The following is a 16,423-nucleotide window of genomic DNA, read 5'->3' as shown; positions in this document are numbered from 1 at the left end:
CGCCCGAAATCTCAGATCGTCATTCCGGGGCGGAGCGAAGCGAAGAACCCGGAACCCGGGGCCCCAGCGCCTACTTCTTCGGTCGGAACCAGCTGGGCGATGCAGGCGGGTTGCAGTTGCGCTGCATGCCGATGCCTTTCAGGAAGGCGCGGCGCATCCGTCCGGCCTGAATGGCGGACTGGACGTGGCGGCTGTGCTGTTCGGCGCCGCTCAGGCGGCGGACCCAGCTGCGGCCCGGAATGAAGTCGGTCGTCGTGCCGCGAATGGCGTCCAGCGTGGCCTTGGCCGCCGCATCCGCCGCCTGTTCGCTGCGGTAGGAGCCGTCCTGACTGGGCGGCTCGTCCGTATCGGGGCCCAGGGCCTCGTCCAGCCGTCCCACCTCGGCGGCGATAGTGGTGCAATGGGTCAGATTGCGCAGGTCATAGGGATTCGACTCCGCCTGCAGCAGCACCATCGGTATCGGCTGGGCGCGCAGGTTCAGGTCATCGAGAGGCGCCGTCACCGCCGCACCGAAACCGGCGCCGACCTGTTCGGCCCCGCCCATCGCGGACCGCCCAGCGTTGCAGCCGGCCAGGGTCGCAGCCGTCGCGACAAGAATTAGAATACGCTTCATGCGGCGCTTAAACCACGCCGTGAACGGCGATCAAAGCAGTTCAATAAGTCCCGCCGCAGCCACCGCCCAGGCAACCAGGCTGAAGATCAGGCCGATGGCCAGACCTATCGCCAGGCGAGATGCGCGGGGAGTTTCCTGCCGTGCCATGAACGTCCTTGATTCGCTTTTGCGTCCTTGCCGATGAGACTGCGATCTGCAGAGTTTTCCACAAGCGGAAAAACGCCGTGCCGCCGCATATTCGTCTCGAAACGGTAACGCAGAAAGAACCGCGTCGTTCCAGACGGGCTCAGGCTTTCAGATCACGCGCCATCAGCATGGCGCCTTCCAGCCCGGCGTTCTCCAAAGACGCCGCGGCCAGATAAGGGCCGTCGCCCATGATCACGGCCGAGCCATAGTTCGCCACCGACCGCCGCGCCGCCGCCTCGACCTGCGCCAGCATGCCCGGCGTGGACATGACGCCGCCGCCGAAAACAATGCGGTCCGGCGCCCAGGCGAACACCAGAGACGCGACCAACTGGCCCAGATAATCGGCGACATGGCCCATCACCTCAGGCGCATCCTCCAGTCGCCGCCCTTGCAGACGCGCCTGCACCGCCGGGCCCGCCGCCATTCCCTCGATGCAGTCGCCGTGGAAGGGACACAGGCCGGGCTGGGCGTCGCCCGCGACCCGACGCACGAACAGATGCCCGATCTCGGGATGCAGCGCGCCTTTGAGGGTACGCCCCTCGACATAAAGACCGCCGCCGATTCCGGTGCCGACGGTGACATAGGCGACAGCCCGCGCGCCCCTGCCCGCCCCCAGCCGCGCCTCTGCGACGGCGGCGGCGTTGACGTCCGTATCCACGGCGAAAGGCGCATTCAGATACTGGGCCAGCGCCTTCGCCAGATTGAAGCCCGTCCAGCCCGGCTTGGGCGTCGCCAGCATCAGTCCGTAGCCTGGCGAGCCAGGATCGACCACCAGCGGACCGAACCCCGCAATGGCGAACGCGGCGATCCCGCGCCCCGCGACAACCGCCGTCAGGCCCTGGACCACATCTTCGGGCTTTCCACTGGGAAAACGGCCTTCGTCCAGCACGGCGCCGTCCGAATCCTCAATCCGCCAGACGATCTTCGTCCCGCCCGTCTCAACCGCAAGGAAGGCTGACGGGCTCATGGCGGCTCCATGAAAAAGGAGGAATGGTACGTCCTCTCGGGCTCGAACCGAGGACCCTCTGATTAAAAGTCAGATGCTCTAACCAACTGAGCTAAGGACGCACCGCACGTCGTCCGGGACCGGCCCGAAACGTCGAAGGGCGCCTTCTGTTGCAATCCGCTCTTCCGGTCAAGCCCGCTCAAAGATACTCCTTGGGGATGAAACCACTTAATGGCCTGCGCATCCTCGAATTCGACGGTTTAGGCCCCGTGACCTTCGCCGGAATGATGCTGGCGGACCTGGGGGCGGAGGTGCTGCGGCTGACGCGTTCGGAATCAGCCGGGGCCGCTGTCTTTGATCAGGTCGGCGGGGCGGTGCTGCATCGCGGGCGGGCCGCTGCGCCGGTCGATCTGAAGTCGCCGCAGGATCGCGAGCACATCCTGCAACTGGTCGACCACGCCGATGCGGTGATCGAGGGTTTCCGTCCGGGCGTCATGGAGCGGCTGGGCTATGGACCGGACGTGCTGGCCGCCCGCAATCCACGCCTGGTCTTCGGACGGGTGACGGGCTGGGGTCAGGATGGGCCGCTGGCCAATGAAGTCGGCCATGACCTGAACTACATCGGGCTCAGCGGCGTGCTGCACGCCATGGGCGACGCGGACCGCCCGCCCAGCCCGCCGCTCAATCTGGTCGGCGACTATGGCGGCGGCGCCATGCTGCTGGTCACGGGCCTGCTGGCGGCCCTGATCGAGACAAAGACCACCGGGCGCGGACGGGTCGTCGACGCCGCGATGACCGACGGATCGGCCCTGCTGGGCGGCCTGTTCCAGGCCCTGCGCGGCCAGGGCATGTGGAGCGACCGGCGTGGCGCAAACCTGCTGGACGGGGGCGCGCCCTTCTATCGCTGCTACACCTGCCGGGACGGCGGCTTTGTCGCCGTGGCGGCGCTGGAACCGCGCTTCTATGCGGCCCTGCTGGCGGGACTTGAAATCGATCCGACCCAGGCCCCGCAGTATGACGTCTCCGGCTGGCCGGCCCAGCATGAGCGTTTCGCGGCCCTGTTCGCCGCAAGGGATCGCGACGAGTGGGTCGCTCATTTCGCCCCGACCGAGGCCTGCGTGACACCGGTGCTCAGCCTGTCGGAAGCCCCCGCCCATCCGCACAATATGGCGCGGCAGACCTTCATCGACGGCCTGCCCGCCACGGCTCCACGCTTCGACGGGGAACGGCTCGAACCCGGCGGGTCGGCGAATCGCATCGATATTCAGACGGCTGTCGCCAACTGGAGATGACCAGACGCCTTTTCGTCGCTATGGAACAGCTATGACGTGGGGGCGTTGAACAAGGTCATGACCTTGGGGAGTCTTTATCGATGAGACGCATGACTATCGTTCTGGCCGTCGCGGCGCTGGGTGCGTCGGGACTTGCGAGCTGTGACGATTACCAGACGCGCTCAGACGACCGCGCAGAGGCGCCTGTGGTCGAAGAAGAGGTCCACGCCCCCGCAGCCGAAGAATCAGCCGCGCCTGTCGCCGCCCCGCACGTCGTCGATCCCACACCGACGCCCGCGCCGGAAACCCTGCCGCCAGCTGAGAAATCATCCGCCCAATCCGTCCAGCCGGACAGCGAAACCCTCTTCTACTGAGGCCGCCGACGCGACGCCCCTGATCAGGGCGGCGCATCATCGGCATGACTAGCGCGAAGCGCTGATGACCAAGGTTCAAGCTTGACGTTCAGACCCTCCCTGTTCCTCGTCGCCCTGGCCGCAGGGTCGGCGTGCGCCCTGCCTGCCTTCGCCGACCAGCAACGCGCCCAGATCCGCGGCGACATGGAGACCGAACTGCGTCGGGCGCTGGAGCGCGCGGTCGGAGAGGTGGACGACGCGCCGGACAGCCGGTTCGAGGCCCGCCGTCGGGCGCGCCGCGCCAGCGAATCCGCCACCGCCCTGCTTCGCTCGGAAGGCTATTATCAGTCCACGGTCGAGGATGTGGTCGAGGGTGACGACACCCCCGTGGCCATCGTCTCGGTCCAGCCCGGCCGCCGTTTCCTGCTGACCGATCCGACCATCACCTGGACGGACCCCGCGCCGGACGCGGAGTCCGCCGCCGACGCCAAGAACGCCATCGGCCTGAAGGCCGGTGATCCCGGTCGCGCGGTCGATGTCATCGCGGGCGAGGGCCGGCTGGTCGCCGCCCTCACCCGCGACGGCTATGCCGACGCCGTGGCCCAGCCGCGCCGCGTCGTGGTCGATCACGCGAGCTTCACCGTCGCGCCGGAATACCGCATCGATTCCGGCAAGCTGGTGCTGCTGAACGGCGTGCGGGTCGAATCGCGCGGGCGCACCAATCCGCAGTGGGCCGCCAATCTGGCGCCCTGGACCGAGGGCCAGCGCTACGACCCCGAACTGGTCGCCGAGCTTGAGCGCCGCCTGCTGGACACCGGCGTCTATGACGGCGTCAATGTCGGCCTGTCGCCGCTGGATCAGGTGACCGCCGAGGGCCTGCGCCCCGTCATCGTCAGCCTGCAGGACCGCCCCCGCCGCATTCTGGAGGCGGGCGCCACCTGGTCGACCGCCGAGGGCGTCGGCGTCGATGTCATCCAGACCCGCTACAACCGTTTCGGCCGCGCCGACACCCTGCGCCTCGAAGCGCGCCTGGCCGACATCAACAGCCGGATCGGCGCTGACCTGTCCCTGCCCCACTGGCGCAAGCCGGGCCGCACCCTGACACTCGGCGCGGGCGTGGTGAACGAAGACACCGACGCCTATCGCCGCGCCGCCCTGGTCCTGAACGCCGACCTGCGCCAGCGCATCGGCAAGACGTCCTTCTTCAGCTACGGCATCGGTCTGGACGCGGGCCACTATAACGAGAACCGCTACGACTATACGTCCCTGCCGCCCCAGCGGGTCTCTTTCGACCGCAATCTGGCGATCGTAACCGTGCGCACCAGCGCCTATCTGGACAACTCCAACGACCCGCTGAACCCGACCAAGGGCTGGCGTCTGGCCGCCTCGATCCAACCGACCGCCGTGGCGGGCGAGGATACGGTGCTATTCATGCGCAGCGAAGGTCAGGCCACGGCCTATTACCCGGTTCAGAATGACGGCCGCACCGTGCTGGCCGGACGCCTGCGCGTCGGCTCCATCATCGGCGGCAACGAACTCAGCGTGCCTTCCGACCGTCTGTTCTACTCGGGCGGCGGCGGCTCGGTGCGCGGCTATCAGTATCAGGGGGTCAACCCGCAACTGCCCGACGGCACGCCGCGCGGGGGCATGTCGCTGTTCGAAACCTCGTTCGAGGTGCGCCGCGACGTGGGCGCCAGCTTCCAGGCCGTGGCCTTCCTCGACGCCGGCGCCATCGGCTTCCAGGAGACGCCGAACCTGAGCAACATGCGTTACGGCGCGGGTCTGGGCGTGCGCTACAAGCTGCCGTTCGGCCCCGTGCGCGGCGACATCGCCCTGCCGCTGAACAAGCGCGACGGCGATCCTGACTTCCAGGTCTACATCAGCATCGGACAGGCGTTTTGACCGAGATCCCGCCCTCCGAGACTGCGCCGGTGCAGGACGAAACGCCCACGCCTTCCGCCACGCCGCCGAAGAAGCCTGCCCGCAAGCGCGGCTGGCCGCTTAAGAAGATCGGCGTCATCGCCGCCTGCGTTCTGGCGGGTCTGGTCGTCCTGCTGGGCGTCGCCCTGGTCGGCGTCCGCCATTACGTCGCCACCGACGGCGGGCGCGAACACGTGTCTGGTCTGGTGCAGAATCTGAAGCTCAGCCGCTTCGGACGCCTGCACGTCTATGGGCTGAAGGGCGATGTGCTCAAGGACTTCTCGGTCGACCGTATCACGGTGACCGACAGCGAAGGCGTCTGGCTGGACGCCCGCAATCTGCGCATGAAATGGTCCTACACGGCCCTTCTCGGCCGTCGCCTGCACGCCCATAACATCCAGGCGGATGTGATCCAGGTGATCCGCCGCCCCGTGCTGGAAGAGGCCAAGGACGAGCCGCCGGGCGGCCCTATGCCGATCTCGATCAAGATCGACAAATTCGCGACCAAGCTCGACCTGATGGAGGGCTTCTCCAAGGAATACGGCCGCTGGAGCCTGGCGGGCGACGCCAGCGTGCCGCGCACGGGCGCCAAGGTTGTAAACCTGAACGCCGACAGCCTGAACCGTCCCGGCGACTATCTGCGCCTGGCCGCCTCCATCGGCGGCAAGCTCAGCGAGATGCGGGTCAACCTGCGCGCCAACGAGGCCCAGGGCGGACCGCTGGCGGGGGCGTTGGGCTATTCGCCCGACCAGCCCTTCTCGGCTGTCGCCGTGCTGAACGCCGACGTGGTCCACGCCAAGGTCCAGACCGGCCAGTTCACCCCTCTGATCGTCGATGGCCAGTTCACCGACAAGAAGGGCGCGCGCGTTTCCGGTTTCGCCGACTTCAGCGGCTCGGATCTGCTCGAACCCTTCATTGCAAGAGTGGGCCGCACGGCCCGCTTCGGCTTCGCCATGGTCCCGACCGCAGACAAGGACCTGCAGGGCGTGGGCTGGCGTCTGATCTCGGACAACGTCAACTCGCACGCCAGCGGCGTCATCCGCACCAAGGACAACACCTCGCCCACCGGCATCAAGCTGGATATCGAGATCGCGTCGCTCAGCCGCATGATCGGAGCCAATATCGCGGGTCCAACCGCCTATTCCGGCGTGTTCAAGGGCGGCGCCGACGCCTGGAGCCTGACCGGAACGGCCACGGTTCTGAACGCCGATCTGGCCTCCTACCGCGCCACCCGCATATCCGGTCCGCTGAACCTTCAGGCCAAGGACGGGCGCTATGATCTGGACGGCGACGTCCGCGTCACCGGCGGCGCAGCGGAAGGCATCATCGGCGGCCTGCTGGGCGCGGCCCCGCGTCTGCAGATGCAGGCCGCCCGCATGAAAGACGGCGCCCTGCTGCTGAAAAAGGTCGATCTGCAGGGCCAAGGCCTGACCCTGACCGGCTCGGGTTCACGCAACCTGTTGGGCGGCATGAGCTTCAACGGCGACGCCCAACTGACCGACGCCGCCCGCGTCATGGCCGAGGCGCACGGCGCCTTCGGCGGTCCGATCCGCGCCTCATCCTCAGGCAAGGCCAAGGCCCCTTGGGTGCTCAGCTTCGATGGCCGCGGCCGCAATCTGACACTGGGCATGGAAGAGCTGGACCGTCTGCTGGGCAAGACCCCGCGTCTGGAACTGGCGGGCAAGCTGAACGGCAACCGCATTGAGGTCGATCGTGGCGAACTGACCGGCGCACAGGGCCGCGCCGGGGCCAAGGGCCTGATCGAAACGACCGGCCAGCTGCGTCTGGCGCTGGACTGGAATGCACGCGGTCCCTTCAACGCCGGTCCGGTCGAGATCGCGGGCGACATGAAGGGCAATGGCGCTCTGACGGGCACCCTGTCCCAGCCCCGCGCCGACCTGACCGCCGGCTTCGAGAAGATCACGGCGGGCGACCTGATCCTGACCAATGCCGATCTGATCCTCAGCTTCCGCAAGGGCGCCGACGCCTCCGACGGCCGCATCACCGTGACCAGCGGCTCCAACTATGGTCCCGCCCGCGCCGCCGGGAACTTCTTCCTGGGCGGCAAGCGCATCCGCCTGACCGACGTGGACGTGAACGCAGGCGGCGTGACGGCCCAGGGCGCCATCGCCCTGTCCGACAACATCCCCTCCAGCGCCGACATGACCTTCTCCGCCCGCGCCGGGGCCTTCCTGGCCTCGGGCGAAGCCAACGGCCGGGTGCGCCTGACCGAAGGCGGCGGGTCCGACAGCGCCATTCTGGACGTTACCGGACGCAATGTGCGTCTGGCCGGTCAGTCGTGGATGGTCCGCACCCTGGACCTGAAGGGACGCGGCACTCTGGACAACCTGCCCTTCACCCTGGCGCTGGACGTGGGTGGCGACAATCCGGCCCAGTTCAACGGCACGGGCGTCTATTCTCGCCAGAACACGGCCCATTCGCTCAGCCTGCGCGGCGGCGGACGGGTGCGTGACGTGGCCTTCACCACCCGCAGCCCGGCTTCGGTCACCCTGAACGGGGCGGAAAAGACGGCGCACCTGGACCTGGGCGTCGGCGGCGGCATCCTTCTGGCCGACCTGCGCCAGGACGCCCGCACGGCCTCCATCCAGGCCAATCTGACCAGCGTCGAACTGGGCTCCATCGCCCCCGACCTGCGCGGCACGGCGACGGGTCAGGTCAATGTGCGGGGCGCAGGCAATGACCTGTCCGGCACGGCCAACATCGCCCTGCAGAACGTGCGCAGCATCGACGCCCCGCGCGGTCTGGCGGTCAATGGCCGCGTGGACGCCACGCTTGCGGGCGACAGCCTCAGCATCAAGGCCTCCGCCGTGGATGAAGGCGCGGTCCAGGCCTCCGCCGACATCACCCTGCCGGTCGAAGCCTCCGCCGCACCCCTGCGGCTGGCCATCGCCAATACGCGCGAAATGTCGGGCCGGGTTTCGATCAACGGCCAGATCCAGCCCATCTGGGATCTGTTCCTGGGCGGCGACCGCAGTCTGGCGGGTCAGGTCAACGGTCAGGCGACCATCGCCGGCACCCTGAAGGCCCCGCGCCTGAACGGACGGTTCGATCTGTCGCAGGGCAGCTATCGCGAGAACGCCATCGGCCTGCGTCTGGGCGACCTGACGCTGCGCACCAGCTTTGACGACACCACCGCCCAGATCCAGACCTTCACCGCCAATGACGGATCCGGCGGCACGGTTTCGGGCCAGGGCCGCATCGGTCTGCGCGAGGGTTCCGGCTCCAACGCTCAACTGACGCTGACCCGGTTCCGCGTCATCGACAACGACATCGCCCAGGCCCGCGCCTCGGGTCCGATCACGATCGTCCGCGGCGCTGACGGCAACATCCAGCTGGGCGGTCAGATCAATGTCGACGAGGCCAAGATCGAACCGGAAGTTCCCGGCTCCACCGGCATCGTCGCCATGGACGTGGTCGAGATCAACCGCCCCGGCGGCGATCCGGTCGAGAAGGAAGCGCGCGAGCGCGGCCCCCAGATCGGCATGGACATCGCCCTGCGCTCCACCGGCGGCAAGGTGCGGGTCAGCGGGCGCGGCCTGAACGTCATCCTCGACGTCAACGCCCGTGTTCGCGGCACCATCGCCCAGCCGCAGCTGACAGGCACGGCCAATGTGGTGCGCGGCGACTATGAGTTCGCGGGTAAGCGTTTCGTCTTCGACGACGACGGACGCGTCACCCTGTCGACCGATCCCAAGCAGATCCGCCTGAACCTGAAGGCGGTGCGCGAGGACCCGGCCCTGACCGCCACGATCGACGTCACCGGTACGGCGGCGGAGCCGAAGATCGCCCTGACCTCCAGCCCCGCCCTGCCCCAGGACGAAATCCTGTCGCAGGTGCTGTTCGGCCGCTCGGCCTCGCAGCTGTCGCCCTTCGAGGCGGCGCAGTTGGCGGCGGGCGTGGCGTCTCTGGCGGGCGGCGGCGGGTTCGATGTGATCGGCAACCTGCGCGAACTGGCGGGTCTGGACCGCCTGTCCTTCGGCGGCGAGGCCTCGGCCGTCACCGTCTCGGGCGGTCGCTACATCACCGACAACGTCTACCTGGAGGTGATCGGCGGCGGCGAAGGCGGGGCTGCGGTCAAGGTCGAATGGCAGCCGCGCCGCAACATCGCCGTGGCGTCCAAGTTCGGCGGTCAGGGCGATACCAGCCTGTCGATCCGCTGGCGTCGCGAAAGCCGTGAGGCCGGTCAGCGCAACGATCGCCGACCGAACCGTCACTGATCGGGATTAAAGGACGTCGAGCACCCGCTCGACGGGCCTGCCGATCACGGCGCCCTTGGCCGTCTCGGCGATAGGGCGTTCGATCAGGATGGGCTGGGCGATGGCGGCGGCGATGATCGCCTCATCGTCCGCGCCTGCGTCCAACAGGGCCTTGGCGTCCGCCTCCTTTTTCCGAAGCAGGCCCGCCATCCCGACGCCGGTTCTGGCCGCCAGCCGCTCCAGCGTGGCGCGATCCCAGCCGGTCTTCAGATATTCGACGACCGTCGGCTCGACGCCCTTCTCACGCAGCAGGGCGATGGCGTTGCGCGAGGTGCTGCATTTGGGATTGTGGAAGACGGTGACGCTCACTCAAGGCTCCTGTTTCAGGCGTGTCACGGCGACATACACCACCGCGCAGCCGACTTGCACCACTACGCCACGCCTTAAAAATATTGGCCCAGAGCCGCCGATTTCAGCATGATATGATCCATTCCCACGTCAAACTGACGTGCATTCTTCCACTGTCCATCACCCGTGGCCTTCACCTTTGCCCGCCCCGCGTCTAGGGTCCGACCGATGCGGATTCTGATTTCTGACCAGGCCGTCCTCGATCACGTCGCCGCGCGGCGCGAGGCCATCATCGCCCGCACCATCGACTGGGCGAACATCAACTCCGGCAGCCGCAACGCCGCCGGGCTGAACGCCATGCTGGATGTGCTGGAGGCCGAGGCCCGCCTTCTGCCGGCAACGGTCCAGCGCATACCGACCCAGGGCTCGACCACCGTCGCCGACGACGGTTCGGTACGCGAGGAAGCCCCCGCCGACGCCCTGAAGATCACCGCTCGCCCCCAGGCGCCGATCCAGGTCGTGCTGACCGGCCACTACGACACCGTCTTTCCCGCCGACAGCCGGTTCCAGACCGTGACCACCCGTGCGGACGGCGCTCTGAACGGTCCCGGCGTCGCCGACATGAAGGGCGGGATCAGCGTGCTTCTGGCCGCGCTTGAGGCCTTCGAAACCCATCCCGAACGTCACGGCGTCGGCTGGACCGTGCTGCTCAGCCCCGATGAAGAGATCGGCTCGCCCGCCTCGGCGCCCCTGCTGGCGGAACTGGGCGCGCGCGGCCATGTCGGCCTGACCTATGAGCCCGCATTGGCGGACGGCACCCTGGCGGGCGCTCGCAAGGGCAGCGGCAACTATCATCTGATCGTCACCGGCCGCGCCGCCCATGCGGGCCGCGCCTTCGACGAGGGCCGCAATGCGGTGGCGGGCGCCGCCATCATCGCCGCAGCCCTGCATGGCCTGAACGGCCAGCATGAAGGCGTCACCGTCAATGTGGCCAAGATCGCGGGCGGCGGCGCCCTGAACGTCGTCGCCGACAACGCCGTGGTCCGCTTCAACGTGCGTGTGCCGGACAAGGCCGCCGCTGACTGGATCGACGCCCAGGTCCGCGCCCTCGCCGCCGCGCCGCCGTTCGAGGGGCTGACGCTGGACCTGCACGGCGGCTTCACCCGCGCGCCCAAGCCGATGGACGCCGCCCAGACCGCCCTGTTCGAAGCCGTCAAGGAAGCGGGCGCCCTGCTGGGCCAGCCCATCGCCTGGAAACCGTCGGGCGGCGTCTGCGAGGGCAACAACCTGCACGCTGCAGGCCTGCCCAATATCGACACCCTGGGCGTCCGGGGCGGAGAGATTCACTCGGACCAGGAGTTCGCCTGGCCTGACAGCTTCGTCGAACGCGCCCAGCTCAGCGCCCTGATTCTGTGCAAGATCGCCTCGGGCGAGATCGACGCGGCCAAATTGAAATCCCTGCGGATGGAAACCCTCTGAATGCTTGTCGTCCGCCCCGCCGGTCCCGCTGATCTCGACCACCTGCTGGAGCTGGCCATCCTGTCTGGCCCCGGCTTCACCAGCCTGACCGAAGACCCTGACGCCCTGTCCGAACGGCTGGAGCTCAGCCAGGCCAGCTTCCGCGGCCAGGTCGCGCCTCAAGAGGCCTGGTACACATTGATGCTGGAGGACGGCGACACCGGCGACATCGACGGCGTCGGCTCGGTCAAGGCGACGGTGGGTCTGAAACGCCCCTTCTTCTCGTTCCGCGTGGTGAACAATACGGCGTCTTCGCCGTCCATCGGGGTCAAGCTGGATCACCAGACCCTGGTGCTGGTCAATGAATGCACCGGCTGGACCGAGGTAGGATCGCTGTTCCTGAAGGCCGACCGACGCAAGGGGGGCGCGGGGCGTCTGCTCAGCCAGTCGCGCTACATGCTGATCGGCGCCCAACCCGAACTGTTCGCCGAGAATGTGCTGGCCGAACTGCGCGGCGTCTTCACCCCCGACGGCGCCTGCCCCTTCTGGGATCATGTGGCGCACAAATTCTTCCCGATGGAGTTCGACGACGCCGACCGGATGACCGGCTCCACAGACAAGCAGTTCATCCTCGACCTGGCCCCGCGCCATCCGATCTACACCGAACTTCTGCCTGAACCGGCCCGCGCTGTGATCGGCAAGGTCCATCCGCAGGGCGTGCCCGCGATGGCCCTGCTGGAAAGCGAAGGCTTCCGGCCCAACGGTCTGGTGGACATTTTCGACGCCGGTCCCACGGTCTCTTGCGGCCGCGACAACATCCGCACCGTGCGCGATGCGCGCCAGCTGCGGCTGGAGATCGCCGACCATGTCGAGGCCGAACTGCCCGCGCTGATCTCGACCGACAGCATCGCCGCCTTCCGCGCCGTGCGCGCCAAATGCGACATCGACGGCGAGATCGCCCGCCTGACCGCCGAAACCGCCGCCGCGCTGAAGATCAGGAACGGCGCAACGATCCGTGTGAAATCATGACCGCTTTCAAATCCATCGACCCGACGACCGAAGCCGTGAACTGGGAGGGTCAGGCCGCCAGCCCGGCTCAGGTCCAGTCCGCCGTCGACGCCGCCCGCGCCGCCTTCCCCGACTGGGCCGACCGTCCGCGCGGCGATCGGATCGACGCCGTCAAACGTTATCAGACCGTGCTCAAAGAACGCGCCCCCCAGATCGCCGAAGCCATAAGCCGCGAGACCGGCAAGCCCCTGTGGGAGACGAAAACCGAAGCCGCCGCCATGATCGGCAAGGTGGACATCTCGATCCGCGCCTATGACGAACGCACCGGCGAGCGCACCAGCGACACGGGCTTTGGCCGCGCCACCCTGCGCCACCGCCCGCATGGCGTGGCGGCGGTGCTTGGCCCGTTCAACTTCCCCGGCCATCTGCCCAACGGCCATATCGTCCCGGCTCTGCTGGCGGGCGACACGGTGGTTTTCAAACCCTCGGAAGAGACGCCCCTGGTCGGTCAGGTGATGGCCGAGGCCTTCGCCGCCGCCGACCTGCCGACCGGCGTGGTCAATGTGGTTCAGGGCGGGCGTGAGACGGGCGCGGCCCTGCTGGACGCCGGCATCGACGCCCTGATGTTCACCGGCTCGGGCGCGGCGGGCGCGCATTTCCGCAGGAAGTTCGCCGACGATCCCCACGTCATCCTGGCGCTGGAGCTGGGCGGCAACAATCCGCTGGTCGTCTGGGATGCGGCGGACGCCGAGGCCGTGGCGGGCATCGCCGTTCAGTCCGCCTTCATCACCACCGGCCAGCGCTGCTCCTGCGCGCGCCGACTGATCGTGCCGGAAGGCGCACAGGGCGATGCGATCATCGAGGCCGTCGCCGCCCTGTCCGACCGCCTGAACTTCGCCCCGTGGGACAGCGATCCCGAACCCTACGCCGGGCCGCTGATCTCCGCCCGCGCGGCGGAGGCGGCCCTGAAGGCGCTTCAAGAGCGCATCGACATGGGCGCCAAGGTCATCCGCGCCTCCGGCCCCGTCGCGAATCTGCCCGGCGCCTTCGTCAAACCCGCCATCATCGACGTGACCGGCGTCGACGTGCCGGACGAAGAAATCTTCGCCCCCTTCCTGTCGGTCATCCGCGTCCCGACGTTCGAGGCCGCCATCACCGCCGCCAACGCCACCCGTTACGGCCTGTCCGCCGGTCTGGTCAGCGATGATCCGAAGACCTGGGACCACTTCATCCGCCGCATCCGTGCGGGCGTAGTCAACTTCAACCGTCCGACCACGGGCGCTGCAGGCGACATGCCCTTCGGCGGTCTGGGCGCCAGCGGCAACCACCGCCCCAGCGCCTACTACGCCGCCGACTACTGCGCCTATCCGGTCGCCAGTTTCGAAGCCGATGCGGTCGCCAACATCGAAGGCGAGATCAAGGGGCTGCGATGAACACCGCTGTCGAAGCCAATGCCGACGGTCTGATCGGGCCGACCCACTCCTACGCGGGCCTGTCGCCGGGCAATCTGGCCTCCAGCCTGAACAAGGGCGAGGCGTCGAACCCGCGCGCGGCGGTGTTGCAGGGCCTCGACAAGATGAAGCTGCTGGCCGACCTGGGCCTGCCCCAGTTCGTCCTGCCCCCGCATGAACGGCCCAACATCCCCTTCCTGCGTTCGCTGGGCTTCTCCGGCACGGATGGACAGGTGCTGGAGCGGGCTTGGAGGACCGCGCCGTCCTTCGCCGCCGCCGCCTGTTCCGCCTCGCCCATGTGGGCCGCCAACGCCGCGACCGTGACGCCGTCCAGCGACGCCGCTGACGGACGGGTGCATTTCACACCCGCCAACCTGCACACCAATCTGCACCGCAGTCTGGAGCATCAGCAGACGAAGCAGGCGCTGGACGCCCTGTTCCCGGACGCGACCCGGTTCGCCGTCCACGACGCCCTGCCCGCCGTCGCCCATCTGGCCGACGAGGGCGCCGCCAACCACGTCCGCCTGTGCGCCACGCACGGCGGTCGCGGCGTCAATCTGCTGGTCTGGGGTCGCGACGCCTTCGAGGCCTGGGACGGTCCCTTCCCCGCGCGCCAGACGCGTGAAGCCTCCGAAGCCATCGTCCGCCGCCATGAGGCCGGACGCCCCGTTCTGGCTCAGCAGTCGCGCACGGCCATCGCAGGCGGAACCTTCCACAACGACGTGGTCTGCGTCGGGGCGCTGGACACCCTGTTCTTCCACGAGCTGGCGTTTGAGGACACGAACGCGACCAAGGCCGCCATCCGCCGCGCCGCCGACGGCCTGTTCGAACCCCAATTCGTCGAGGTCTCGAACGCCGATCTGCCGCTGGCCGATGCGATCAGCAGCTATCTGTTCAACTCCATGCTGATCCAGGTTCCGGGCGAGGACCGCCTGACCCTGATCTGCCCGACTGAAACCCGCGACAACGCGCGAAGCCATGCCGTCGCCGAACGGATCGCCGGGTCCAACGGCCCCATCGGCCGCGTCCAGTATGTCGATGTGCGCCAGTCGATGCGGAACGGCGGCGGCCCTGCCTGCCTGCGTCTGCGCGTCGTGCTGAACGAGGCGGAACTGGCGGCGACCAACCCCGCCATGCGCCTGACCGACGCCCTGCACGCGCGCCTGTCGGATTGGGCGAACCACTGGTATCGCGACGAACTGCGCCCCGCCGATCTGGCCGATCCCAAGCTGCTGGATGAAAGCCGAGGCGCGCTGGACGAACTGACCGGCGTTCTGGACCTGGGCGCTGGCTTCTATCCGTTCCAGCGCCCCTGACGGTCAGGCGGCGAACCGCCCGCCGTTTTCGGCATAGGCCTGGGTGCCGTGGGTGATGACGCTGTCGGTCGGCAGGATGGTTTCGATGGCCAGATCGTCCTGCCCCTTCAACGCGGCATAGACGGGACCAAAGTCCTTCAGCGTCACTTCCTTCAGCGCCTCAATGCTGTCGATGACGAAATAGACCTGCTGGAAGTCGTCGATCCGGTACAGGGTCCGCATCACCCGCTCCAGATCAAAGCCCAGGCGGTTCGGCGATGCGTCATCCAGCGCAAACACGCTTTCCGTCGCCGACGACACGATGCCCGCGCCATAGATGCGAAGGCCGTCCGCCTCCTTCATCAGGCCGAACTCGACCGTGTACCAGTACAGGCGCGCCAGATTCGGCAGCATGCCCAGCGACGCCGCCCGCTGCCCGCCCTTGCCATAGGCTTCCATGTAGGCGGCGAAGTCGGGGTCGGTCAGCATCGGCACATGGCCAAAGACATCGTGGAAAATGTCCGGCTCCTGCAGGTAATCCAGCTGATCCGGCTTCCTGATGAACTGACCCGACACGAAGCGGCGGTTGGCCAGATGATCAAAGAACACCTCGTCCGGCACCAGTCCGGGCACGCAGACAACGGTCCAGCCGGTCAGGGCCTGGAGCTTGGGATTGATGACGTCGAAGTCGGGTATCCCGCCCGCGTTCAGGTCCAGCGCCTCCAGCCCCCGCAGAAAGGCCTGGCTGGCGCGGCCCGGCAGGATTTTCATCTGGCGGGCGTACAGGGTATCCCAGGTCTGGTGCTCGACCTCGGTATAGGCGGCCCAGTTCTGCGGAATGGTCCAGTCGGCGGCGGCACCTTCCGGGGGTTTTTCGAAGACGTGCTCGAAATCAGACATGGAGAGCGGTTCCTCTTTTGAGGGCATATAGCCATCCACCCCACCCGGTTCCAAGGGTCAGTGCAGCCGCATGTCCAGCGGCGCGTGGTGACCCTCGGCGTCAATGGTGAACCACCGCTGTTCGGCGGCGACGGTCAGTTGATCGGCGTCGTCCTCCAGCACGGCCTCGGCGGCATAGGCGACGAAACCGCCTGCGTCGCCTATGGCGAAGACGCGGTAGAAGGGCTGTTCCGGCGAGACGTCGCCCGTTTCGCCGACCGCCCCCGCATAGCCCGCATCAACGTCGATCACGACGCCGCGAAAGGCGTCGTCGCGGTGCCGAACGACCTGGCCGAGGCTGAAGCGCGTGGTGTGAATCTGGGTCATGATGACCTTCATACGCTCCGTGGGCTGAAGCGGACGCCCACAGGCCCGTTCATCTTCCTGACAGATTGGCTTGGCGCGGACGATTGCCTCG

The 16,423-nt window shown here is 67.8% G+C and carries 13 protein-coding genes and 1 tRNA gene; 8 read left to right on the top strand and 6 right to left on the bottom strand.

Annotation, left to right across the window (positions count from 1 at the left end; translation table 11 throughout):
• Positions 1-70: 70 nt before the first annotated feature.
• The 3 genes from JKF87_RS08495 to JKF87_RS08485 all read right to left on the bottom strand — a co-directional run bounded on the left by JKF87_RS08495 (position 71) and on the right by JKF87_RS08485 (position 1,867).
• Positions 71-613: a hypothetical protein gene (locus tag JKF87_RS08495; protein WP_201099416.1), complete on the bottom strand. Its 543-nt coding sequence runs from the start codon at positions 611-613 to the stop codon at positions 71-73.
• Between the two features lie 286 nt (positions 614-899).
• The gene (locus JKF87_RS08490) at positions 900-1,766 is read right to left on the bottom strand and encodes an ROK family protein (RefSeq protein WP_201099414.1); all 867 of its coding nucleotides are present in this window, start codon (positions 1,764-1,766) and stop codon (positions 900-902) included.
• A gap of 24 nt (positions 1,767-1,790) precedes the next feature.
• Positions 1,791-1,867, bottom strand: a tRNA-Lys gene (locus JKF87_RS08485).
• A gap of 96 nt (positions 1,868-1,963) precedes the next feature.
• On the opposite strand from JKF87_RS08485, the gene JKF87_RS08480 reads away from it, so the two are divergent.
• From JKF87_RS08480 to JKF87_RS08465, 4 genes are all read left to right on the top strand, one after another.
• Positions 1,964-3,037, top strand: a complete 1,074-nt coding sequence (locus tag JKF87_RS08480) for a CaiB/BaiF CoA transferase family protein (RefSeq protein ID WP_236261215.1) — start codon at positions 1,964-1,966, stop codon at positions 3,035-3,037.
• Positions 3,038-3,126: 89 nt separating this feature from the next.
• Positions 3,127-3,390 (top strand): hypothetical protein, encoded by a 264-nt coding sequence (locus JKF87_RS08475; protein ID WP_236261214.1) that lies wholly within the window; start codon positions 3,127-3,129, stop codon positions 3,388-3,390.
• Positions 3,391-3,471: 81 nt separating this feature from the next.
• Positions 3,472-5,271, top strand: a complete 1,800-nt coding sequence (locus JKF87_RS08470; protein WP_201099409.1) for an autotransporter assembly complex protein TamA — start codon at positions 3,472-3,474, stop codon at positions 5,269-5,271.
• The gene (locus JKF87_RS08465; RefSeq protein ID WP_236261213.1) at positions 5,268-9,527 is read left to right on the top strand and encodes a translocation/assembly module TamB domain-containing protein; all 4,260 of its coding nucleotides are present in this window, start codon (positions 5,268-5,270) and stop codon (positions 9,525-9,527) included. Before JKF87_RS08470 ends, JKF87_RS08465 begins: the two co-directional genes overlap by 4 nt.
• 6 nt (positions 9,528-9,533) lie before the next feature.
• Here the strand turns inward: JKF87_RS08465 and arsC are convergent, their stop codons facing one another.
• Positions 9,534-9,875: an arsenate reductase (glutaredoxin) gene (gene arsC, locus JKF87_RS08460; protein WP_201099407.1), complete on the bottom strand. Its 342-nt coding sequence runs from the start codon at positions 9,873-9,875 to the stop codon at positions 9,534-9,536.
• A 207-nt stretch (positions 9,876-10,082) separates the two neighbouring features.
• On the opposite strand from arsC, the gene JKF87_RS08455 reads away from it, so the two are divergent.
• Genes JKF87_RS08455 through astB form a run of 4 tightly spaced genes read left to right on the top strand, consistent with a single transcriptional unit; the run spans position 10,083 to position 15,087 of the window.
• Entirely contained in the window at positions 10,083-11,333 is a 1,251-nt protein-coding gene (locus JKF87_RS08455; protein WP_201099405.1) for a hydrolase, read from the top strand.
• A complete protein-coding gene (locus tag JKF87_RS08450) occupies positions 11,334-12,341 on the top strand; it encodes an arginine N-succinyltransferase (protein WP_201099403.1) in 1,008 nt (335 codons plus the stop codon).
• A complete protein-coding gene (gene astD, locus JKF87_RS08445) occupies positions 12,338-13,753 on the top strand; it encodes a succinylglutamate-semialdehyde dehydrogenase (RefSeq protein ID WP_201099401.1) in 1,416 nt (471 codons plus the stop codon). The genes JKF87_RS08450 and astD overlap by 4 nt, the downstream gene beginning before the upstream one ends.
• Complete coding sequence (gene astB / locus JKF87_RS08440; RefSeq protein ID WP_201099400.1) at positions 13,750-15,087, top strand: N-succinylarginine dihydrolase; 1,338 nt, start codon at positions 13,750-13,752, stop codon at positions 15,085-15,087. The genes astD and astB overlap by 4 nt, the downstream gene beginning before the upstream one ends.
• A gap of 3 nt (positions 15,088-15,090) precedes the next feature.
• Here astB and phhA read toward each other — a convergent pair whose 3' ends face one another.
• Together phhA and hspQ are read right to left on the bottom strand one after the other, a co-directional pair.
• Complete coding sequence (phhA, locus tag JKF87_RS08435; RefSeq protein WP_201099398.1) at positions 15,091-15,966, bottom strand: phenylalanine 4-monooxygenase; 876 nt, start codon at positions 15,964-15,966, stop codon at positions 15,091-15,093.
• 57 nt (positions 15,967-16,023) lie between these two features.
• The gene (gene hspQ / locus JKF87_RS08430) at positions 16,024-16,332 is read right to left on the bottom strand and encodes a heat shock protein HspQ (protein ID WP_201099396.1); all 309 of its coding nucleotides are present in this window, start codon (positions 16,330-16,332) and stop codon (positions 16,024-16,026) included.
• Positions 16,333-16,423: the final 91 nt, after the last annotated feature.

The sequence above is a fragment of the Brevundimonas nasdae genome, from assembly GCF_016654005.1.
Taxonomy (GTDB): Bacteria; Pseudomonadota; Alphaproteobacteria; order Caulobacterales; family Caulobacteraceae; genus Brevundimonas; species Brevundimonas nasdae.
This window is presented reverse-complemented; position numbering and strand designations above follow the sequence as displayed.